Source organism: Kitasatospora sp. NPDC098652, assembly GCF_044760155.1.
Classification (GTDB): Bacteria; Actinomycetota; Actinomycetes; order Streptomycetales; family Streptomycetaceae; genus Kitasatospora.
On record NZ_JBIWAQ010000002.1, the window covers coordinates 301115 to 320466 of the forward strand.

At 72.5% G+C, this 19352-nt stretch carries 24 protein-coding genes and 1 pseudogene; 13 read left to right on the plus strand and 12 right to left on the minus strand.

The genetic code is table 11. The features are described 5' to 3' along the window. Positions 1-16 precede the first annotated feature (16 nt). Positions 17-784 (minus strand): alpha/beta fold hydrolase, encoded by a 768-nt coding sequence (locus tag ACIQWA_RS05420; RefSeq protein ID WP_402478436.1) that lies wholly within the window; start codon positions 782-784, stop codon positions 17-19. A 117-nt stretch (positions 785-901) separates the two neighbouring features. Between ACIQWA_RS05420 and ACIQWA_RS05425 the strand changes: the two genes are divergently transcribed. Both ACIQWA_RS05425 and ACIQWA_RS05430 read left to right on the plus strand, forming a co-directional pair. After that, positions 902-1435 carry a SigE family RNA polymerase sigma factor gene (locus tag ACIQWA_RS05425; RefSeq protein ID WP_402478439.1) on the plus strand — a complete coding sequence of 178 codons (534 nt, stop codon included), beginning with the start codon at positions 902-904 and terminating at the stop codon, positions 1433-1435. After that, entirely contained in the window at positions 1432-2346 is a 915-nt protein-coding gene (locus ACIQWA_RS05430) for a hypothetical protein (protein ID WP_402478442.1), read from the plus strand. Before ACIQWA_RS05425 ends, ACIQWA_RS05430 begins: the two co-directional genes overlap by 4 nt. A 123-nt stretch (positions 2347-2469) precedes the next feature. On the opposite strand, the gene ACIQWA_RS05435 is transcribed toward ACIQWA_RS05430, so the two are convergent. The 3 genes from ACIQWA_RS05435 to ACIQWA_RS05445 all read right to left on the minus strand — a co-directional run bounded on the left by ACIQWA_RS05435 (position 2470) and on the right by ACIQWA_RS05445 (position 5420). Continuing rightward, positions 2470-3687: a glycosyltransferase gene (locus ACIQWA_RS05435; protein ID WP_402478445.1), complete on the minus strand. Its 1218-nt coding sequence runs from the start codon at positions 3685-3687 to the stop codon at positions 2470-2472. 125 nt (positions 3688-3812) lie between these two features. Next, entirely contained in the window at positions 3813-4625 is an 813-nt protein-coding gene (locus ACIQWA_RS05440; RefSeq protein WP_402478447.1) for a nucleotidyltransferase domain-containing protein, read from the minus strand. Between the two features lie 75 nt (positions 4626-4700). Continuing rightward, positions 4701-5420 (minus strand): NAD(P)-dependent oxidoreductase, encoded by a 720-nt coding sequence (locus ACIQWA_RS05445; protein ID WP_402478450.1) that lies wholly within the window; start codon positions 5418-5420, stop codon positions 4701-4703. A gap of 129 nt (positions 5421-5549) precedes the next feature. On the opposite strand from ACIQWA_RS05445, the gene ACIQWA_RS05450 reads away from it, so the two are divergent. Together ACIQWA_RS05450 and ACIQWA_RS05455 are read left to right on the plus strand one after the other, a co-directional pair. Further along, a complete protein-coding gene (locus ACIQWA_RS05450; protein WP_402478453.1) occupies positions 5550-6260 on the plus strand; it encodes a TetR/AcrR family transcriptional regulator in 711 nt (236 codons plus the stop codon). Positions 6261-6317: 57 nt separating this feature from the next. Beyond that, positions 6318-6515 (plus strand): hypothetical protein, encoded by a 198-nt coding sequence (locus tag ACIQWA_RS05455; protein WP_402478455.1) that lies wholly within the window; start codon positions 6318-6320, stop codon positions 6513-6515. Positions 6516-6564: 49 nt separating this feature from the next. Here the strand turns inward: ACIQWA_RS05455 and ACIQWA_RS05460 are convergent, their stop codons facing one another. From ACIQWA_RS05460 to ACIQWA_RS05480, 5 genes and pseudogenes are all read right to left on the minus strand, one after another. Continuing rightward, positions 6565-6885 (minus strand): hypothetical protein, encoded by a 321-nt coding sequence (locus ACIQWA_RS05460; protein WP_402478457.1) that lies wholly within the window; start codon positions 6883-6885, stop codon positions 6565-6567. A 134-nt stretch (positions 6886-7019) separates the two neighbouring features. Continuing rightward, positions 7020-7316, minus strand: coding sequence for a DUF6191 domain-containing protein (locus tag ACIQWA_RS05465; RefSeq protein ID WP_402478460.1), 297 nt, complete (start codon positions 7314-7316; stop codon positions 7020-7022). A gap of 80 nt (positions 7317-7396) precedes the next feature. Continuing rightward, positions 7397-7624, minus strand: a pseudogene (locus ACIQWA_RS05470) (transposase); the annotation flags it as partial. Between the two features lie 104 nt (positions 7625-7728). Beyond that, on the minus strand, positions 7729-8118 hold the full coding sequence (locus ACIQWA_RS05475; RefSeq protein WP_402478463.1) for a cupin domain-containing protein: 390 nt from the start codon (positions 8116-8118) through the stop codon (positions 7729-7731). A 54-nt stretch (positions 8119-8172) separates the two neighbouring features. Beyond that, entirely contained in the window at positions 8173-9078 is a 906-nt protein-coding gene (locus tag ACIQWA_RS05480; RefSeq protein ID WP_402479684.1) for an alpha/beta hydrolase, read from the minus strand. A gap of 241 nt (positions 9079-9319) precedes the next feature. Between ACIQWA_RS05480 and ACIQWA_RS05485 the strand changes: the two genes are divergently transcribed. Continuing rightward, positions 9320-9982: a TetR/AcrR family transcriptional regulator C-terminal domain-containing protein gene (locus ACIQWA_RS05485; RefSeq protein ID WP_402479687.1), complete on the plus strand. Its 663-nt coding sequence runs from the start codon at positions 9320-9322 to the stop codon at positions 9980-9982. 559 nt (positions 9983-10541) lie between these two features. Here the strand turns inward: ACIQWA_RS05485 and ACIQWA_RS05490 are convergent. Then, positions 10542-11471, minus strand: a complete 930-nt coding sequence (locus ACIQWA_RS05490; protein ID WP_402478466.1) for a LysR family transcriptional regulator — start codon at positions 11469-11471, stop codon at positions 10542-10544. Positions 11472-11635: 164 nt separating this feature from the next. Here ACIQWA_RS05490 and ACIQWA_RS05495 point away from each other — a divergent pair, with 164 nt between their 5' ends. From ACIQWA_RS05495 to ACIQWA_RS05505, 3 genes are all read left to right on the plus strand, one after another. Further along, positions 11636-12529, plus strand: coding sequence for an NAD-dependent epimerase/dehydratase family protein (locus tag ACIQWA_RS05495; protein ID WP_402478469.1), 894 nt, complete (start codon positions 11636-11638; stop codon positions 12527-12529). Beyond that, positions 12526-13422, plus strand: coding sequence for an aldo/keto reductase (locus ACIQWA_RS05500; protein WP_402478472.1), 897 nt, complete (start codon positions 12526-12528; stop codon positions 13420-13422). The genes ACIQWA_RS05495 and ACIQWA_RS05500 overlap by 4 nt, the downstream gene beginning before the upstream one ends. 95 nt (positions 13423-13517) lie before the next feature. Continuing rightward, on the plus strand, positions 13518-14081 hold the full coding sequence (locus tag ACIQWA_RS05505) for a hypothetical protein (protein WP_402478473.1): 564 nt from the start codon (positions 13518-13520) through the stop codon (positions 14079-14081). Positions 14082-14144: 63 nt separating this feature from the next. On the opposite strand, the gene ACIQWA_RS05510 is transcribed toward ACIQWA_RS05505, so the two are convergent. Beyond that, positions 14145-14552: a VOC family protein gene (locus tag ACIQWA_RS05510; protein WP_402478476.1), complete on the minus strand. Its 408-nt coding sequence runs from the start codon at positions 14550-14552 to the stop codon at positions 14145-14147. 146 nt (positions 14553-14698) lie between these two features. On the opposite strand from ACIQWA_RS05510, the gene ACIQWA_RS05515 reads away from it, so the two are divergent. From ACIQWA_RS05515 to ACIQWA_RS05525, 3 genes are all read left to right on the plus strand, one after another. After that, positions 14699-15886 carry a PQQ-binding-like beta-propeller repeat protein gene (locus ACIQWA_RS05515; protein ID WP_402478478.1) on the plus strand — a complete coding sequence of 396 codons (1188 nt, stop codon included), beginning with the start codon at positions 14699-14701 and terminating at the stop codon, positions 15884-15886. 629 nt (positions 15887-16515) lie between these two features. Continuing rightward, positions 16516-16614 (plus strand): DUF1918 domain-containing protein, encoded by a 99-nt coding sequence (locus ACIQWA_RS05520; protein ID WP_402478481.1) that lies wholly within the window; start codon positions 16516-16518, stop codon positions 16612-16614. A 398-nt stretch (positions 16615-17012) separates the two neighbouring features. Beyond that, the gene (locus ACIQWA_RS05525; protein ID WP_402478483.1) at positions 17013-17702 is read left to right on the plus strand and encodes an alpha/beta fold hydrolase; all 690 of its coding nucleotides are present in this window, start codon (positions 17013-17015) and stop codon (positions 17700-17702) included. A gap of 100 nt (positions 17703-17802) precedes the next feature. On the opposite strand, the gene ACIQWA_RS05530 is transcribed toward ACIQWA_RS05525, so the two are convergent. Further along, entirely contained in the window at positions 17803-18273 is a 471-nt protein-coding gene (locus ACIQWA_RS05530; RefSeq protein WP_402478485.1) for an ATP-binding protein, read from the minus strand. A 125-nt stretch (positions 18274-18398) separates the two neighbouring features. On the opposite strand from ACIQWA_RS05530, the gene ACIQWA_RS05535 reads away from it, so the two are divergent. Beyond that, entirely contained in the window at positions 18399-19256 is an 858-nt protein-coding gene (locus tag ACIQWA_RS05535; RefSeq protein ID WP_402478488.1) for a Scr1 family TA system antitoxin-like transcriptional regulator, read from the plus strand. Next, positions 19253-19352: DUF397 domain-containing protein (locus tag ACIQWA_RS05540; RefSeq protein WP_402479689.1), on the plus strand; the 100-nt coding region annotated here is incomplete at its 3' end. The genes ACIQWA_RS05535 and ACIQWA_RS05540, both read left to right, overlap by 4 nt.

A 19352-nucleotide genomic window follows, 5' to 3' on the forward strand; every position in this document is an offset into this window, starting at 1 on the left:
ACGCACCACCGCGCCGCTACCGGCCCGTCGAGGACTCCCGCAGGAAGTCCGTCAGCAGTGCCGTCACCTCCGCCGGGCGCTCCAGGCTCGGCAGGTGGCCGGCCCAGGGCAGTTCGAGGTGGCGGACGTGCCGGGAGTTCGGCAGCAGGCCGGGCAGCTCGGCGGCTGTCGCGCGGTAGTCCGGCAGGTCGTGGGCGCCCGCGACGGCCAGGGTCGGGGCGGTGATCCGGGCGAGGTCGGTCTCCTCCTGCTCCGGCCCGCCCGCCGCCTCCCACTGCACCTCGAAGTTGTGGCGCTGCATCCGGCGGACGAACGCGCGGGTCTCCTCGTCGGCCTCCGGGCCCAGCCAGGTACGGACGTTGAGCTCGACGGCGCCGTCGATGTCGTCCGCCTCCACCAGCGCCTCCTCCTCGGCCCCGAAGGCCCGCAGGGCCTCGGAGGGCTGGTGGCCCGGCCGGCCCGCGCCGAGCAGGGCCAGGGCCGTGACCGCCTGGGGGCGCAGCGCCGCCACCGTCAGGGCCGTCCGCCCGCCGTACGAGGCCCCGACCACCGCGGTGGACTCGATGCCCAGGTGGTCGAGCAGGGCGAGCACGTCGGCGGCGGCGGCGTACGGCCCGTCGGCGAGCGGGGTGTCGCCGAAGCCGCGGAAGTCGCAGCGGACGACACGGTGGCCGGCGTCGAGCAGGGCCTGCCACTGCCCGTCCCACATCCGCCGGTCGCACACCGCGGAGTGCAGCAGCAGAACGGCCGGTCCGGCACCTGAATCGTCGTGAGAGAGGATCATGCGGCGGATGGTAGCCGTGGGAAGGGTGGGCCACGAACCGTTTCTCCGGGAAGCCGTTTCTCCGGGGAGTAAGCGCTTCCGACCCCGCGTGGGCTCTTGGGGGGTGAGGAGGTGCTCATGGGAGAACCGAAGAGCGCACGGGACGAGGAGTTCCAGACGTTCGTCGTCGCGGCCTGGCCACGGCTGGTGCGGACGGCGTTCCTGCTGGCCGGCGAGCAGTACGCGGCCGAGGACCTGGTGCAGTCGGCGGCGGAACAGGCCTGCGCGGCCTGGTCGAAGGTGCGCCGGGCCGACGATCCGTACGCCTACGTGCGGCGGATCCTGGTGAACCAGCACGCCCGTCGCTGGCGCCGCCGGCCGCCGGAGCTGCTGGTCGACGCGGTGCCGGACGCGGCGGGACGGGAGGACGGCTTCGCCCGCTCCGACCAGCGCGGCGCACTGCTGGCCGCGCTCGCCACCCTGCCGCCGCGCCAGCGCGAGGCGGTGGTGCTGCGCTACTGGGAGGACCTGAGCGACAGCCAGACGGCACTGGCGATGGGCTGCTCGGTGGGCGCGGTGCGCAGCCACGCGGCGAAGGGCATCGGGAAGCTGCGGCAGATCCCGGCGCTGGTGGAACCGATGGACAGGACTGAGATCGGAGGGGCGGTATGACCATGGAGAACCCGGGAGCGGGCAAGGACGCCGATCTGTGGGTCGGGCTGGGCCTGGCCGAGGCGGCGTCGACCGCGCGGATCGGACCGGTGCCGGTGGCGGACATCGTGGCGGGCGGTCGGCGGATCCGGCGCCGTCGCCGGACGGCGGTCGGCGCCGTGGCACTGGCCTCGGCGGTGCTGCTGGCGGGCGGGGCGATCAGCCAGCTGCGGCCGGCCCCGGCCGCCTCCCAGCCGCTGGTCGCCGCGGGCACCGGCCACGGCACCGGCACCGGCGGCCCGCCGACCCCCACGGCGGGCACGCCCACCACCCCCGCCGCACGGGACCCGTTCACCCCGCTCCGGGTGGTGATCGGGCAGGGCACCACGGCGGACGGCAAGGAGTGGAAGCTGTGGCGGGCGGTGTGGCCGACGGCGCCCAAGGACCGGGCGTACGAGCAGGCCCTCGCCGTGTGGCAGGAGCGCAGCCCGTACGACACGGCGGTGAGCAAGCCCACCCCGGAGTACGTCGACCACTACTACAACGCCGACTCCGACGTCATCAACACCTACTTCACGGTCGACGGGGTCCGGCAGAGCCACGACTCCGAGGGCATCACCCCCGCCCCGGGCAAGCTCGACCCCCGCGACGGCAGGTACATCGGCGGCGGCCTGCAGGGCGCCCGCGGCAAGGGCGACACCGTGGCGCCGGGCGACATCGTCGCGCTGGGCCTCGGCCCGGACATCGCCCGGGTGAAGGTCACCTGGAAGGACGGGAGCGTCACCGAGCCGACCATCGTCACCGTGGGCGACCTGCCGCTGCGCGAGGTCGTGGTGGCCCGGCCGGCGGGCAAGACGGCCAAGCTGTGGGAGTTCTTCGACCGGAACGGCGCCAAGGTCCCGGACTCGGGGTCGCAGTTCCTGACCTCCTGAGTCGTGACCTCCTGCCGTCCGGGCCTCCTGAACTCCCGGCGTCCTGAACCCCTGCCGTCTCGGTGTCCTGACCTCCCGGCGTCCTGAACTCCTGTCCTGAACTCCTGGTGCCGCCCGGCGTCGTCAGGCCAGCAGCAGCTTCGCCGCCACCTCGGCCCCGTCCGTGCGGACCTCGCGTGCGAGCGCCGTCGCCCGTGCGGCGACCTCCGGGGCCAGCGCCGCCCGGAGCGCGTCGGTCAGCGAATCGACGGTGGGGACGGCCCCCTCGTGGGCCACGCCGATCCCCAACTCGGCGACGCGGCCCGCCCAGTAGGGCTGGTCGACCATCTGCGGGACCACCACCTGCGGGGCCCCGGCCAGGGCGGCCGCGGTGGTGGTGCCCGCGCCACCGTGGTGGACGGCGGCGGCGATCCGGGGGAACAGCGCCTGCTGGTTGACCTCGCCGACGGCGAAGCCGTCGTCCCCGCCGTCGGCGAGGGCCAGCTCCGCCCAGCCCCGGGCGAGCACCACCCGCCGCCCCAGCGCCCGCGCGGCCGTCACCGCCTCGCGTGCCGCGTCGGGGGCGCCGCCCATCGGCATGCTGCCGAAGCCCACGTACACCGGGGCCTCGCCGGCGTCCAGGAAGGCGGCCAGCCCGGCGGGCAGCGGGCGGTGGTCGGGCAGCAGCCAGGCCCCCGTTTGGACGACCGTGCTTCCGGCGAACTCCGGCCACGGGCCCAGGAGTTGGTCGGTGGCCAGCCAGGGGCTGTCGGTGAGGACGTGGTCACGCACATTGTCCACGGTGGGCAGGCCCACCGAGGCGCGACGGGCGTTGACCGGCTCACGGAACAGCGCGTTCATGGTGCGGATGTTGTCCTGCCACAGCTCCCGGTTGTCCGTCACCCCCGGCAGGTACGGGTGGCCCGGGTACTCGAACGGCGGGTGGTGCGGGGAGGGCAGCATGGTCGGCTGGAGGGCGACGTAGCGGAAGCGGGCGCCGACCGTCTCGGCCGCCGCCTGGGCGCCGGCCACCGCCGGGAACAGCCCGGTGGCCACCACCGTGTCCCCCGGCCCGGCCGTCGCCGCGACGGCCTCGTGGAACTGCCCGACCATCGTGGCCACCCGCCGGGGGAAGTCCCCGGGCGCGGGCGGCGCCCCCTTCACGGCCGCCCGCACGGCCGCCTGCACGGCCGGCCCGACCGGCACCAGCTCGACCCCGTCGACGGCCAGCCGCCGGGCGAACTCCTCGTCCGGCGGCGCGCACACCCGCACCGGCACGCCGAGTTCCCGCAGCTTCACCGCGAGTCCCGCCAGCGGCTGGACGTCACCGCGCGAACCATAGGTGGACAGCACGACGCGCATCCTGACATTCCTCCCGTTCTCCCCAGGGGCCCCGCCCTGGAGTTGGAGATTCTGCGGCACGACCAGGGCCTTGCGGCAAGGCCCCCCGTGCGCTATACGTTGAGAGTGGCGGGGAGCGCGTGCGGTCATCCGCGCAGGACCGCCACCACCTCCCCGACCAACTGCCGCGCCCGCTCAACCGTCGCGGTCAGTGCTGCGGGGGTCTCCCCGGCGGAGCCGAGCAGTTGACGCACCCGTGCGTCGAAGTCCGCTGGTACACCGTCGAGTTGACCGGCGACGGCCAGCGCGCCCTTCTCGTTGAGGCACCAGCGGCGGTCCCGCGCGTACAGCGCCTGCACCAGCACGCCGACCGCCCGGGAGAGGCAGAGCGAGACGTACAGCACGTCGCCCCGCTCCGCCCCCTTCGCCGCCGCGCCGACCAGGAACTCCGCCTCCCAGGCCCCGGCCGTCAGGGCCGCGCGCAGCGGCTCGGGATAGTCCGCGGCCTGGGCCCGGAGGGCGGCCAACTCCCCTGTCGGGTCGGCGAGTACGCGACCGAGCGCGAGCTCCCCGACGTAACAGGGCGACCAGAACCCGAGCGGGTGCCCGGCCTGCACGCCGACCTCGTAGCGGCCCGCACGGCAGTCGGCCCACACCCGCTCGACCCGGTCGAGATCCCGCAGGATCCAGTCCACGGCGACCCCGTCGACCCGCAGCCACGCCCCGCCGTTCACCCACGGCCCCCAGCCGCCGGGCCCGGCGACCTCGACCCCTGGGCCCGCCAGCTCCCCGAGGGCCGCGAGGTCGAGGTCGCCGCGGTAGTAGACGCCGAGGTCCCAGTCGGACTCCGGGCGGTGCTCCCCGCGCGCCCGGCTGCCGCCGAGCATCACCCCCACCACGCCCGGGACTTCGGCCAGTCGAGCCGCCATGTGCGCGATGTGCTCGGTGATCGGCTGCATGGCGGGATTCTCGCGCATCCACGGCGGCCGGGCCGGCGCATTTAGGGCCCGGCGCGGCCTCTCCCTGGGGCCTCCTCAGTACCCGACGGTGAACCGCCGCTGGACGAAGCGCGGCAGTTCCGCCTCGTCCACCAGCGCGACGGCGGCGTCCTCCGCCGAGATCCGGCTCACCCCGTCCGCGTCCAGCACCGGCTGGTCGCCGCCGACCCGGAACCGGCCGGTGCGCTCACCGGGGCCGATCTGCTCGGCGGGGCTGAAATACGTCCAGAGCCGGTTCGATGCGCGCAGGACGTCCAGCGCCTCGCGGTGGCCGCGCACGGCTGCCGCGTACTCGCGCGGGAGGCCGAGTTCGTCGAGGGAGGCGTGGACGAGCTCGTCGCGGTCGGCGCGGACGACGCCCGGTTCGAGCTCCAGGCTGCCGGCGCCGCCGATGACGATCAGCCGGGTGCGCGGGTGGCTCTCCAGGGCCTTGAGCAGGGCCCTGGCGGCAGCGGCGTAGACGGTCGGGTCGGCGATGGAGCGCCGGACGGTGTCCGCGAAGTCCTTCGAGGCGTTGCCCGGCTGGTAGCCGCTGATCAGGACGTCCATGCCGGGCAGGACGGCGGCGACGCCCGCCGGGTCGAGGACGTCGAGGCTCGACCAGGTCAGGTGCTCGCGCCGGTCGGTGATCGCCGCCGCATCGCGACTGAACGCCGTGACGTGGTGTCCGCGCCCGAGGGCCTCGGTGACGACCCGACTGCCGATGGTCCCGGTGGCTCCGATGACGCCGATGTGCATGGCTCTCCCCTGGTTCATGCGTGGTCATGGTGGCTGGACAGCGCGGAACCCCAACGATCCTCACGCCGTGCGAAAACTATACGGCGTGAAGTTTCTGAACGGCAATCAGGAAGGTGACGGCGTAGAGCCGCACGGTAGAGTGAGCCCGTGGCAGCCACCCGAAGCACCGGACGACGCGAGCGACTGCGGGCCGAGACGACCGCCGAGATCAAGCTCACCGCCCTGGACCTGATGCGCTCCGGCGGCCCGGACGCGATCACCCTGCGGGCCATCGCCCGCGAGATGGGCATGACCGCCAACGCCATCTACGGCTACTTCGCCACCCGCGACGACCTGGTCACCGCCCTCATCGCGGACGTCTACACCGCGCTCGCCGACGCCGTCGACACCGCCTGGGCCGACTCGGCCCGCCGGGCCCCGGCCGAGCGCATCACGGCCTGGGCGCACGCCTTCCGCGACTGGGCGCTCACCAACCCCGAGGGCTTCCGACTCATCTACGGCGACCCCGTCCCCGGCTACCAGGCCCCGGCAGGCGGCCCCGCACCGGACGCCGCCCGACGGGTCTGCGTCGGCATCGCCGCGCTCGCGGACGCGGCCCGGGCCGGCACCGAACCGGCCCCCGACGATTCCGGCTTCACCTGGGACGACTTCGACCCGGGCCTGCTCCACAAGGTCCGCCCGGCCTTCCCCGACCTACCCCCCGCCGGAGTCGCCCTGGCCCTGCGGATCTGGGCCCACCTGCACGGCCTGATCACCCTGGAGGTCTACGGCCACCTGCGCGCCCAGACCTTCGCGCCGGACAAGCTGTTCCGCTCCGAACTCGACCAGCTGGTACGGTCCTTGAACCTCGGCCGCTGACGGCGTGGCTCAGTGACGCCAGCCCCGGCAGGTGGCTCGCGCGTATGCTCCCGTGGCATGAAGCGCGTGTTGGTGACCGGCATGTCCGGGGTCGGCAAGTCCGCGTTGCTGGACGAGTTGGCATCGCGGGGCCACGTGACGATGGACACCGACCACGGTGACTTCCACGAGCTGGTCGACGGGGAGCGGTTGTGGCGGCGTGACCGGATCGGACAGCGTCTTCCAGCACTCTCAACCTCACGGCCTCTGCGTTGATCAACGTCGACTTCAGCGAGAAGACGTGATCACGTAGGGGCAGGAGTGACTATCCTGACCGGCGGGCAGCTGGCCCCAGATCGCGGCCGTCGAGGACCTCGATGTCCGTGACACCCGTCATGGACGGGTCCAGGCTCAGCCAGATCACGTCTTCGCCGTCGCGCTGCAGCTGAGCCATCCGGGATCCTGACGAACCGAGCGGCGCGGTCAACAGGTTGGTGCAGCTGGGCGTGCACGTACACGGGCCGAAGTACAGCAAGTCATCGATGACCTCGGCCAGGGGATCAGCCTCGGCACGCAGCAGCAGAACAATCTCAGCGGTGAGTTCCGGGAAGACATCCGCCAACCGTGGGTACTGAACTGCGGTCATGGCACTGAACCGTACACGCGCCTACTACCTCGCGAGCCAGCCGCACCACTCCGGGTCAGAGGTTGAAGAACAAGCCTGGGGTCTGTCTCAGAAGTGGATCTTGCAGTGAGTGGATCGCGCATGGTGCGGCACGGCTACCTCTGCTGCTGAACGACTGCGGTGCCGCCGTCCAAGTCGATACCGATGCGAGGTGGGGCGCCAGCGTGGTCGTCATCCCGCAGAACCAGTTGAGTCCGCCGCTGCTCGATTTGCACGCGCTTGTTGGCATTGAAGAAGACGTGCAACTCCTCGGTCGCGGTGGCACCGAGGCCGAGCCCGCTGCTTCGCGATCGAGTGGTCAGACGACGGCATAACCACCCCGGACGGCCGGATCGCACCACGAGATGCCGGATCGAGGCCAGGGTGAAGGGCACGATCACCAGCACTGCCATGAAGAGCAGACCCGCCATCATCACCAAGCCGACCCAACGCGCGAAGGTGGTACCTCCGTTCCTGGCCGTTGCCGCCGTTCACGGCGGCGCAGGTAGGCGCGGTTTGCGCGGGAGCCGTACGCCTTGTCCGCGCGGACCTTGTCGGGCCGGGTGCGTGGCCGTCCCGCTCCGAGCCGGGGTACCCGGCTGCGGCCCAGGACGACCTGGAACTGCGGGGAGTCGCCGCGCTGGCCGGCCGTGATCACGAGCGACATCGGCCTCTGTGCCTGCTCGACCACAAGATGGATCTTGGTGGTCAGTCCGCCGCGTTAGCGTCCGAGCCCGTGGTCGTCGGGCTCGGTGAAGACGCCGCCGGGGTGGAATCCGGACGGTGCGTCACGTCATCACAAGGCAAGACCTTGCTGATACGGCGCTAGGCGTGGGTCCGCTCCTCGAGACGGCTGCCTTGCGGCAGGGTGACGCTCAGGATGTCGCCCGGGGCGTCCAGTTCGATGCGGTGCCAGCGCCCGCGTGGCACGATGACCGCCTTTCCGGCCGCCAGTTCGACTTCCTCCTGCTCCCCGCCCGCCTGCAGGGGCCGGAAGCAGAGGCGTATCCGGCCGGTGAGGCAGGAGACGACCTCGTCCGCGTGGGGATGGATTTCCCAGTGGTCGGCGTGGAGGTCGGCGTCGGTGGCGACGTGGAACGCCATCACCTGCCAGCCATCCCGCTCGGGGTCGAAGGTCGGCTGCTCGGCGCGCACCTGGCCGTCGGGGCGAAAGTGCAGAAAGGACTCGAAGAGATCGATCGTGGTGATGGTCATGTCGGTATTCCCTTCGCTCGGTTGACGTTCGTCCCTGGTCTGTGGCCGTCTCGTTCAGGCCAGGGCGCGGCGCAGGACTGCGGCGAGCTCGTCGATCTGCCGCCGGGACACTTCGGCGGATACCGCCGCCTGTGACCCGTGGAAGGTGCCGGCCCACTGGTGCAGGTCGACGGGTACGCCGGCCTGCAGGAGCCGCAGCGCGTAGGCGATGGCCTCGTCGCGGTTCGGGTCGAACTGCGCGGTGGCGATGTGGGCGGCCGGCAGACCGGACAGGTCGGTGGCCCGTGCCGGGGCGGCGTACGGCGAGACGGAGGCCGCGTCCTGACTCGGGCCCAGGTAGTGCCGCCACGATGCGGAGACCTTCTCCCGTGTCATGAACGGAGTGGCGGTGAAGTGCCTTGCCGACCACATCTGCTGACGGTCGTCGAGCGCGGGCTGGTTGAGTAGCTGGAAGCGGATCGAGGGCCCCTGCCGGTCGCGTGCCCGTAGTGCGGCGGCGGCCGCGAGGGTCGCGCCGGCGCCGTGGCCGCCGATGGCGATCCGCGCCGGGTCGACGCCGAGTTCGCAGGCGTGGCCTGCCGCCCAGGCCAGCGCGGCGTAGGTGTCGTCCAGGGCGGCCGGACAGGGGTGCTCGGGGGCTCGGCGGTAGCCCACCGAGATCACCACGGCGCCGGATCCGTGGGCGACCCGGACGGCCCAGGGGTGCTCGGTGTCCAGATCTCCCATGACGAATCCGCCGCCGTGCAGCCACAGGATCGCGCCGTGGGCCTCTTGCGGGCGGTAGATCCGCACCGGCACCTGCGGGTCGGCGTCCACCGTGCGCTCTTCGATCTCCAAGCCGGTGGTGTCGGGGGCGGGCGCGGCGGCGGCCAGCTGGGCGAGGCTGTTGCGCGCGGCAACGGGATCGCTCAGATCGGCCCGGGGGAACGCCGGGACGGCGGCTTTCAACTCGGGATCCAGGCCGGTCAGCGGCGGACTCGCCATTTCGGCGAGACCGTTGGTCAATCGGGTGCGGCTGTCGGGCGGATTGCTCATGACGACCTTCCCTGAAGGAGCTGAACCAAGGGGAAGTGAACAGCGTTAACAGTGAACGACGTTCACGGTGAACGCTGTTCACGCTAGGGATAGAGTGGACCCCTGTCAAGCCGAGGGCGGGCCACCGGGCATCGGCGGCCGCCCATGAGAAGAAGGGAGCGTGCGCATGCTGCTGCGCCGGCCCAACGTCGTGACCGGGGCCCTCGACCTCCTCGATGCCGAGGGACTCGACGGCCTGACCATGCGCAGGCTCGGCGTCGCGCTCAACGTCCAAGCCGGTGCGCTCTACCGCCACTTCCCCAACAAGGACGCACTGCTGGACGCGATGGCCGACCAACTGCTGGAAGGGGTCGGCGCGCCGCTGCCATCCGACCTGTCCTGGCCCGATCAGCTGGAGCTTCTGGGTGAACGTCTGCACACGGCGCTGCTGAGCCGCCGCGACGGCGCCCGGGTGGTCTCCGGAACCTTCGCCCCCGGACCGCACACGATGGCCGCGAGCCGCCGCGCGGCGCAGGTGCTCGCCGAGGCCGGATTCCCGCCGAATCGCGCCTGGGAGCACACCTTCGCGGTGTTCTACTTCATCCTCGGCCACACCATCGAGGAACAGGCCCAGTCCCGCATGCCGACCGGCGACAACTGGTCGGCACGTCTGGCGGCCGCCGGGCTGGACACCAACGACCCGCTCGCAATGGGACTGAAGACACTGGCCGCCACCAACCCCAGCGAGCGGTTCTCCAACGGCCTGCGCGTCTTCCTCGCAGGGATCCAGCAGCACGCACCCGAGGACGTGGTCGGCCCGAACGAGGCAGAGACCACCCGCGATTCCTGATCTCCTTCTCAACAGGGCAAAGGTTCTCTGATGCGGCACCAGCAGAACTATGTGACGCCCATGTCTGTTCGTCCGTCTGGTCGCCGAGTAGGTCGTGGGGAAGGGACCGCCGTGGTTGGTGTCGGACGACTTGTGGGCGCCGGATCGAGCCGCTGCTGCGGGCGCGGCAGCAGCGGCTTCGCAAGCTCGGCCGCCCGCCGCTGGACGACCGGGGCTGTGTGCAGGGGATCCTGTTCGTGCTGCACACCGGGGTCCATGGGAGTGGCTGCCGAAGGAACTCGGGAAGGCCGGTCGGCCACGTCATCGGCCGAGGCAGCTGTTCGCCATCCACGAGGCCCTCCTCAAACTGGCCTGCTGCGCGATCACCTACCGACGCGTCCGAGCCTTGTGTCAGCCCCTACAAGCGGCGGCCGGTCTGCCCGGCACCCCACCCGGCGGGGCGTCAGCTCGCCCGCCGTGATCCCGCTCGCCGGGTGTGCAGCGGACGGACAGCGCTCCGCCAGGGCCTCGTCCGGTTCGGTGACGCCGAGTTCGGCCAACGTCTCCCGGAACGACTCCATCAGGTCGACGGACCGCTCGCCCCGCCCCCGGCCAGGCGGGCGGCCAGGTCCTCGGCCAGGCGGGCGGGGTGGCCCCGGCGGCGGCGGGAGAGGACGAGGCCGAGGTGGCGACGGGGGCCGGGTTCGGCGAGGGGGAGGGCGACCAGGTCGGGGTGCGGGGCGAGGCCGATCTCGGGGATGAGGGCGATGCCGATCCCGCCGCGGACGAGGGACTGGGCGAACTCGTAGTCGGTGGCGGTGCAGGAGATCCGCAGCTCGACGCCGGCCAGGGCGGCGTGGTGGGCGAGCTGACCGGCGGACTTGCGGCAGCCCAGGATCCAGCGCTGGTCGGCGAGTTCGGCCAGGTGCGGCGGTTCCGGCCGGTCCCGGTAGCGGATCGCGGCCGGGTGCCGGACGGGCAGGACGACCCGGAGCGGGTCCGCGCCGAGCGGGGTCCAGTCCAGGCCGGAGCGGTCGCCGGGGCGGCTGGGCGGCGGCCCGTCGAGGTGGTAGGCGAGGGCGAGGTCGGCCCGGCCTTCGCGGACGGCGGGCAGGCTCTCCTCCGGTTCGGCCTCCAGGACGGTGAGTTCCACCTCGGGGTGGTCGGCGGCGAAGGCGGCGAGTGCCGCGGGCAGCAGGCGGCGGCCGCCGCTGGCGAAGGTGGCGATGGTCAGGGCGGTCCGTTCGGCGGTCAGCCGGTCGATCCGCTGCCGGGTGTCGGCGAGTTCGGCGGCGATCGCGTCGGCGGCCTCGACCAGCAGGCGGCCCGCGTCGGTGAGGGTGACGCCCCGGGTGGAGCGCTCCACGACGGGCGCGCCGAGGCCGCGTTCCAGTGCGGCGATCTGCTGGGAGACGGCCGAGGGCGTGCAGTGCAGGGCCTGCGCCGCCTGGTTGAAGCTGCCACGGCGGGCGACCTCGCGCAGTACGGCCAGCCGCTGGACGTCGATCAACAGTTCTCCTTATGACGGGGGCTCCAGCTCGACACTACTGCTGTCGTCCGGCTCGCGGCAGGCTGACCACCGGAGCCGGCCCGCGGAGGAGCGCGGCGGCACGGCACAGCGACGGCACGGGGACGGCACGGTACGAACCGGGCCCGGCAGAGGGGATCGAGACGGTGGACGTGTGCGTGATCGGCGGGAGCCGGTACTTCGGGAGGCAGTTGATCGAGGAGCTCCGCGACGCGGGCGCGGCGGTGACGGTGGTCAATCGCGGCTCGGCTCCCGCCCCGCACGGCGTGACCCACCTGCGCGCCGACCGCGACGACGAGGCCGCGCTGATCGCCGCGCTCGGCGACCGGCGCTTCGACGCCGTGGTGGACCAGGTCTGCTACACGCCCGTCCAGGCGGCCGCCGCCGCGCGGGTGTTCGCCGACCGCACCCCGCGCTACCTGCTCACCTCCACCGTCGAGGTCTACGCCCACCTCGGCCGCCCCGGCGGCGCACCGCTGCCGGAGTGGGCGCTCGACCTGTCGGCCGAGCGGGTGGACCTGCAACTCCCCTGGTCCGAGCCGGAGTTCCTGGCGAGCCACTACGCCGAGGGCAAGCGCCAGGCCGAGGCTCTGCTCACTCGGCTGGCCCCCTTCGAGCTGGTTACCGTCCGCACCGCGCACGTCCTCGGCGGCGCCGACTTCACCGGGCGGCTGGCGCACTACGTGGAGCGGATCGGACGCGGCCTGCCGGTGGCCGTGCACCCGTCGCCGCAGCGCGCGTCCTTCGTCCACGCGCCGGAGATCGCCCGCTTCCTGGCCTGGGCCACGCGGGCGGACTTCACCGGTCCCGTCAACGCGGCCTCCCCGGAGGCCCTGGACGTACGGGAGTTGTGCGCAGTCGTCGGCCAGGCGGTCGGCGTGGAGCCGGAGTTGACCGTCGCCGAAGCGGGCGGGCACCACTCTCCGTTCTCCTTCGACCGCTGCTACGCGATGGACACCGGCCGGTCGGCCCACCAGGGCTTCCGCTTCTCCCCCGTCACCGACTGGCTGCCCCAGGCCGTCAAGGAGGCCCGCGCATGACCACGATCCCCGCAACTCCCGCCACCCGCCGGATCGGTGGCATCAGCGTCGGCGCGATCGGCCTCGGCGCGATGCCGCTGTCGGTCGAGGGGCGCCCGGCCGACGAGCAGGCCGTCGCCACCGTGCACGCCGCCCTGGACGCGGGCGTGACGCTGATCGACACCGCCGACTCCTACCACTGGCACGCGGACGAGGTCGGCCACAACGAGCGCCTGGTCGCCCGCGCCCTGGCCGCGTACGGCGGCGGCACGGACGACGTCCTGGTGGCGACCAAGGGCGGGCGGGGGCGCCCCGGCGACGGCAGTTGGACGGTCGACGGCGACCCGCGGCACCTGCGCCGGGCCGCCCGGGCCTCGGCCGCGCGCCTGGGCGTCGAGGCCATCGGCCTCTACCAGCTGCACAAGCCCGACCCAGCGGTGCCCTTCGCCGAGTCGGTCGGTGCGCTGCGCGAGCTGGTGGACGCGGGGACGGTACGGCTGGTCGGCGTCTCCAACGTGGACTGTGCGCAGATCCGCACCGCCCGGGAGATCCTCGGCCCGCACCTGGTCTCCGTGCAGAACCGTTTCTCCCCGGCGTACACCGCCACCCGCGACACCCTCGACCTGTGCACCGAACTCGGCCTGGCCTTCCTCCCCTGGAGCCCCCTCGGCGGCATCTCCGCCAGCGCCGTCGACGGTCCAGGGGCCGCCGCACCGGCGACCGACACCCCGTTCCACACCCTCGCCCGCGCCCGGGGCGTCAGCCCCCAGCAGGTCTGCCTGGCCTGGCACCTCGCCCAGTCCCCCGCCGTCCTGCCGATCCCCGGCGCCCGCCGCCCCGCCTCCATCCGCGACTCCGCCGCCGCGGCCGGGCTCGTGCTGACGGCCGAGGAACTGGCGACACTGCACCTGTAGTCGCACGCACTGCAGCCGTAGTGACGGACGGGAGGTCGTCCGGGCGCGAAATATCCGCTGGTGATCCACGATCGCGCCCGGTAGGACTGGGCGGCATGTCGCACAACCTCGTCTTCCCGCTGCTCCGGACCCCCGACCTCGACGCCGTCTTCGACCTCGCCGACCGGCTCCTCGCACTCGGCGCCGTCGCCGAATCCGAGCGGATCGACGGAACCGAGCTCTGGGCCAGGGTCCCGACCAGGACGGCACTCAAGCGACTACTGGAAGCCGTCCCGGAGGCCCGCGTCCACGAGGGGATCCGGAAGGCCGCGGAGACGCCGGAGGACGCCCCCGTACCGCCCGAGGACGACTACGGCGCCTACCTCGAACTTCCCACCCCCCAGCACGCCCGCGCTGCCACCCACGCGGCACTGCGCGTCCACGACCGCCTCCAGGTCCACTGGCACGACCTCTGCTGGCCGGCCGTGCCCGCACTCGGGCTGTCGTGGACCCGGAGACACGCCCACCTCCAGGTCAACGCCCATCACGAGGCCGAGGACCTCGACCACCCGTGGACGCCGCACCACGTGCTCTACCTCCACGCGGGCGACGACATCCACGCCGAGTGGCTGGCGGCCCAGGTCGGCGCGACCCTCATCGGCGAGCCGTACATCTACTGACCCCGACCAGCAACGGGCCCCGGCGGCCCAGGCGGCCCCAGCGGCCCCGGCGGCCCCGGCGGCTCAGGCTTCCGCCTCCGTCTCCGACTCCGCCTCCATGGCGGCCCGCTCGGCCGCGCTGCGGAGCACGCAGAACTCGTTGCCCTCGGGGTCGGCGAGCACCGCCCACCCGGCACCGTCCGGCTCGCGGCGGTCGGCGACGAGGGTGGCGCCGAGTGCCAGCAGCCGTGCCACCTCCTGGTCGCGCGGGCCCTCCGGGCGCAGGCACAGGTGGAGGCGGTTCTTGACCGTCTTGGGTTCGGGCACCTGGCTGAAATACAGCACCGGCCCCTCCGTGAGCATCACCGCCACCTCCTCGTCCCCGGGCTTGTCGTCCGGGCCGAGCGGTCGGCCCGTCACCTCGCTCCAGAAGCGGGCCAGCTCATAGGCGTTGGCGCAGTCGATCGCCACGTTCTGCAGTACCGAGACCATGCGCCCGAGCCTTCCCGATTCCCGCACCGACCGCCACCGGGTTCCCGCGATGCTCCGCACACCCGGCGACGGCCCCCGGGGCGCACCCGGGGCGGCCACGGGGTGGCGGCGGGAACCATCCGGCCGGGTACCAGGTCCTGTACGGAGTGACTCCAGAAGCAGCAGCCCAGAACCTGCCGGCCCACCCCCACGCCAACCACGCCAACCAGGCCAACCAGATCAACCGCAGGCGGCTGCTGTTGAGCGCCGCGGGCGGCATCGGCGCGCTGGCCGTCGCGGGCGGGGCCCGCTGGTGGGCGGGCCGGGACGCCGAGCACGGCCCCCGGCTCTGGAGCACGACCGCCGCGACCGGGCGGGTCCTGCTGGCCGACGGCCCGCGGCAGGGCCTCTATGCCTCCGGGGACGACGGCACGCTGCACGCACTCGACCCGCGCACCGGCGCCGTCCGCTGGAGCCGGGTGGTCGACTCGCCCACCCCGGAGACCGACGGCATGGGCGGCCGTCCGTCCGCGATGGGCGACGGCGCGGTGTACACGGCCGCCTCGACCGGACTGCGGGCGCTGGACGCCGCCACCGGTGAGGTCCGCTGGCAGGTGCCGGTGCCGGAGTGGGCCGAGCTGCCCATCGGGCAGGAGCCGCTCGCCGCCGGTGGCGGCGGCGTGTTCGCGGTCCACGGGGGTGCGCTCCACGCCTATGACCCGGCCACCGGCACGGAGCGCTGGAGCACGACGTCGGGCGCCGGGGGCTTCCTGGCCGCGGACGGCGACGCCGTGTACACCGGCGGGGCAGGGGCCCGCGCCTTCGACGCGCGCACCGGCGAGCAGCGTTGGGTGCAGGAGACCGTCCCCGGCGTCAACAGCACCCCCGTCGTCCACCGGGGCGCCGTCCTGCTCACGTACCCCGGCGGGACCGCGACCACCACGTGGGTCTGCTCCCTGGAGGCGGCCACCGGCCGGGTGCGCTGGCAGCGCATGCAGCGCGGCGCGAGCGACCGCCCGCTGTCGGCCGCGGACGGAACGGTCTGCTTCCTCAGCGGGACGCAGCTGGTCGGGATGGACACGGAGACCGGCGAGCCGCGCTGGACGGCCACCGTGACGTTGGGCCTGGGCCGCGGGCAGAGCTCGATGCTCGCCGCGAACGGCACCGCGTACGTCGGCACCAACGACGACCGGCTGTTCGCCTTCGACCTCGCCACCGGCAGCCCGCGCTGGCAGGACGCCCCGGACAACCTCCGCTCCGACGCCGGGTACACCCATGTCTCGCTGGCCGCCGCCGGTTCCACCGTCTACCGCAGCAGCCGCACCGGCCTCCACGCCCTGGGCACCCTGACCTGAGGCGCCGCCGGCACGTGGTGGCGATCGACCTCCATGACGCCTCGTCACATCGACCGCGCACCGGACGGACGGGTCCGTGTGCCGGAACGCGACAGCTGTCACCTGCTGGCGACAACTGTCACGGTCGGGGCTGCGACCGAGCCGTGCCATGTGAAGTGGCAGGTCTGGCTCTGTTCATCAGAACGGGTTCTGGCTCACTTTCCGTGAGGTGGCGCCGCACACGGCTGCGGCAGGCCCGGGAGCAGGCCGCTGACCTGCTGATCGGCTGGTGCTGGCGAGACTGGCCGCTGGACCACCACGGAAGTTGGGCATGCCGACCGTTGACCCGTCCCCGGACGCCGACCCGACTACTTGCTGAGCGGGCCCGCCGACCAGGAGTGTGCGCGGTGGCCTGTGAGGACGGAGCGCGGAGCCGCCGCGGGGGGAGGCAAGGACGAAGGCGCAGTGTGGGTGTCGCAGCAGGGACCGCAGGGCCTGGTCGAGCGGATGGAACACCACCAGGACGCGATCTACCTGGCGGCGATGGCCGCCGGCGGACTGCGCACGATCTGACGCGGATGTTCCTCATCCCCTCGATCGTGGACCTGGGTCAGGACAAGGAGGCAGACGGCACGGCGTAGATCATCGAGGTGCGCGGCGAGGACGGCGCACCTCCCTACCTGGTCCGCTACCCCGACGGGCACACCGGGTTGGTCATGCCGGGGCCGGACACCGAGATCGCCAGCTGACCAGCCTCTCCGCCCTTCGAGATCCTCGACGGCAGGATCGCGTGGTGAAGTTCCGGGTGACCAAGCACCCGGATGAGAACGGGTGCTGGAACCCGATGGCTGTCACCAACGTCGCGGGCTGTCGGAGGACGGCCCGCACCGAGCCCGATCGGCCTGCGGCCGTGCGGGGCCGACAGCATGGCCGGGACTGTGGCCGTCGGCCGGTCTTACGGTGGCAGTAGCCCTCCGGCCGTGCGCCCCGGCAGCAGTTGTCGCGTTCCGGCACAGTCCGGGTGCTCCGCCGGGCGGGCTTTGGCGGTTGCGACGCGCGTCGGAGCGGGCCGGTCGTCGGAGCGCCGGAGTAGGTTCCGCCGGAGGCGGGCGATGTCCGGAGCGACGAATGACGGAGGTTGGGCACGGTGGCGACGTACGTACTGATCCACGGCGCGGCGGCGGACTCCTGGTACTGGGGGCCACTGGCCGCCGAGTTGCGCGACCGGGGCCACGAGGTGATCGCGCCGGACCTGCCGTGCGAGGACGAGTCCGCCGGGCTCGCCGAGTACGCGGACGCGGTGGTCGGGGCGATCGGCGACCGGACCGAACTCGTCGTCGTGGCGCACTCGTTCGGCGGGTTCACCGGGCCGCTGGTGTGCGCGCGGGTCCCGGTGGATCTGCTGGTCATGCTCCAGGCCCAGATCCCGGCCCCCGGTGAGACGCCTGGCGCGTGGTGGGACAACACCGGGTACGGGGCGGCCCGACAGGAGGCCGACCGGCGACGGGGCGTTCCCGAGGGCACCGAGGAGGACCCGGTCACCCTCTACCTGCACGACACCCCGGCGACCCTCGCGGCCGAGCTGATGGCGGAGCATCAGCGGACCCAGGCAGCCGCGCCGTTCAACGAACCGTGGCCGCTGGACGCCTGGCCGCAGGTGCCGACCAGGGCCCTGCTGTCGGCCGGCGACCGCTTCTTCCCGGTGGAGTTCATGCGGCGGGTGACGGTCGAGCGGCTCGGCATCGAGCCGGACGAGCTGCCCGGTGACCACATGCCGATGCTCGGCCACCCGAAGGAACTGGCCGAGCGCTTGGAGGCGTACCGCGCCGCGCTGTAGGAGCCCTGGCACACGGGAGGAGTGGGAAGTCGGCGGGATCGACTTCCCACTCCTCGTGGTTCACGGGCGCGAGGTGCCGGACGTGCGGCTATGGCGGGGTTCAGGTGGCATCGGGGGTGGCATCGGCATCGGTGAGGTCGAGTTCGGCCCAGACGGTCTTGGCGTTGGGGTGGCGGGGGATGGCGCCCCAGCGGTCACTGAGGGCGGCAATGAGGAGCAGGCCCCGGCCGGACTGGGCGTGCGGCGTGGGGGCGGTGGGCAGGACGGGGGGCCTGTCACCCCTGGGGTCGCTGATCTCGATGCGCAGGGTGGTGCCCCGGCGCGCGGTGGTGGTGAGGGAGAGGTGCAACTCGAACCCGCGCCCCGGAACGCGTCCGTGCAGGACGGCATTGGTGGCCAGCTCCGCGACGATCAGCAGCGCGGAGTGGAAGGGGCCGGTGTGCGTCGAGTTCAGCCCCCAGCAGGTGAGTTGACGCCTCGCGATGCGGCGACACAGCGCGGCACCCTTGGGCGTGGCGGTGTGCACGGTGGTGTGGCGGCGGGGTCTGTCGAGGGGGATTTCGGTCGTCATGGGAGAAAGCGTGGCGGGGCGGACGTACGCTGACCATGGATCCGGCGAGCACAGAGAGTGCTTGTACAGGTGCGGACAGCTTTTGTTTGGGGGTGGTCGCGGTGAGTGCGGCGCGCAACGATGGCGTGGGCGACGAGATTCGGCCTGAGCTTCCGGAGGATCTCGCCGAAGCCTCGGACTTCTTCCGAGCGATCGGCAAGCAGATCAAGCTCCTGCGGGAACGAGCCGGGATGACTCAGAAGGAGCTGGCTCACAGCGTGGGCTACGGAGAGCAGTTGATCCGATCGGTCGAACGGGGGGTGCGCACGCCACAGCCCGAGTTGCTGATCGCTGTTGACAGGGTCCTCAATGCTGGCGGCTTGCTGGCCGTTGCCGGGGACGACGTAGTGAAGGCCCGAGCCAAGGCGCGAGTGAAGCACCCCGCCTGGTTCCGAGGCTACGCAGTCTTGGAGGTCGACTCGATCGAGATGCACGACCTAGCCACCCTGGACATCCCCGGCTTGCTCCAGACCGAGGACCACGCACGAGCCGTGTACGCCATGAGGCAGCCGCCGTTGTCCGAAGAAGTGATCGAGATGCGGGTCGCAGCTCGAATGGCACGCCAGGAGGTACTGACCCGCTGGCCTCGGGGGATGTTCAGCTGGGTCATCGACGAGAGCGTGCTACGACGGCCCCTTGGCGGATGGGACGTGCACGCGGCTCAACTCCGTCGCCTCCTGGAGGTCGGACGGACGAGAGGGATGGTTATTCAGGTTCTCCCGCTGAACAGAACTGAACACGCCGGCATGGGCGGACCCTTCATCTTGATCACGCCGAAGGGACGGCCTCAGCACGCGTACATCGAGGTACAGACGAGCAGTAGGCTGATCAGCGATCCGGACGAGGTCCGAATCATGAACGCCCGCTACAACATCCTCAGGGCGCAGGCTCTTGACCCCGAGGAGACCCTGGCCTTGATCGAGAAGATCCTGGGAGAACGATGAGCACCGAGCTGGAATGGTTCAAGAGCAGCTACAGCGGCAATGAGGGTGGCGCCTGCGTCGAGGTCGCCGGGGCTCCCGATGCCGTCCATGTCCGTG

What these genes read in the sequence shown, in the direction of transcription:
- ACIQWA_RS05420 (WP_402478436.1), bottom strand. Translation starts at nt 784, where the DNA reads ATGATCCTCTCTCACGACGATTCAGGTGCCGGACCGGCCGTTCTGCTG.
- ACIQWA_RS05425 (WP_402478439.1), top strand. Translation starts at nt 902, where the DNA reads ATGGGAGAACCGAAGAGCGCACGGGACGAGGAGTTCCAGACGTTCGTC.
- ACIQWA_RS05430 (WP_402478442.1), top strand. Translation starts at nt 1,432, where the DNA reads ATGACCATGGAGAACCCGGGAGCGGGCAAGGACGCCGATCTGTGGGTC.
- ACIQWA_RS05435 (WP_402478445.1), bottom strand. Translation starts at nt 3,687, where the DNA reads ATGCGCGTCGTGCTGTCCACCTATGGTTCGCGCGGTGACGTCCAGCCG.
- ACIQWA_RS05440 (WP_402478447.1), bottom strand. Translation starts at nt 4,625, where the DNA reads ATGCAGCCGATCACCGAGCACATCGCGCACATGGCGGCTCGACTGGCC.
- ACIQWA_RS05445 (WP_402478450.1), bottom strand. Translation starts at nt 5,420, where the DNA reads ATGAACCAGGGGAGAGCCATGCACATCGGCGTCATCGGAGCCACCGGG.
- ACIQWA_RS05455 (WP_402478455.1), top strand. Translation starts at nt 6,318, where the DNA reads ATGAAGCGCGTGTTGGTGACCGGCATGTCCGGGGTCGGCAAGTCCGCG.
- ACIQWA_RS05460 (WP_402478457.1), bottom strand. Translation starts at nt 6,885, where the DNA reads ATGACCGCAGTTCAGTACCCACGGTTGGCGGATGTCTTCCCGGAACTC.
- ACIQWA_RS05465 (WP_402478460.1), bottom strand. Translation starts at nt 7,316, where the DNA reads ATGGCAGTGCTGGTGATCGTGCCCTTCACCCTGGCCTCGATCCGGCAT.
- ACIQWA_RS05475 (WP_402478463.1), bottom strand. Translation starts at nt 8,118, where the DNA reads ATGACCATCACCACGATCGATCTCTTCGAGTCCTTTCTGCACTTTCGC.
- ACIQWA_RS05485 (WP_402479687.1), top strand. Translation starts at nt 9,320, where the DNA reads ATGCTGCTGCGCCGGCCCAACGTCGTGACCGGGGCCCTCGACCTCCTC.
- ACIQWA_RS05500 (WP_402478472.1), top strand. Translation starts at nt 12,526, where the DNA reads ATGACCACGATCCCCGCAACTCCCGCCACCCGCCGGATCGGTGGCATC.
- ACIQWA_RS05505 (WP_402478473.1), top strand. Translation starts at nt 13,518, where the DNA reads ATGTCGCACAACCTCGTCTTCCCGCTGCTCCGGACCCCCGACCTCGAC.
- ACIQWA_RS05510 (WP_402478476.1), bottom strand. Translation starts at nt 14,552, where the DNA reads ATGGTCTCGGTACTGCAGAACGTGGCGATCGACTGCGCCAACGCCTAT.
- ACIQWA_RS05530 (WP_402478485.1), bottom strand. Translation starts at nt 18,273, where the DNA reads ATGACGACCGAAATCCCCCTCGACAGACCCCGCCGCCACACCACCGTG.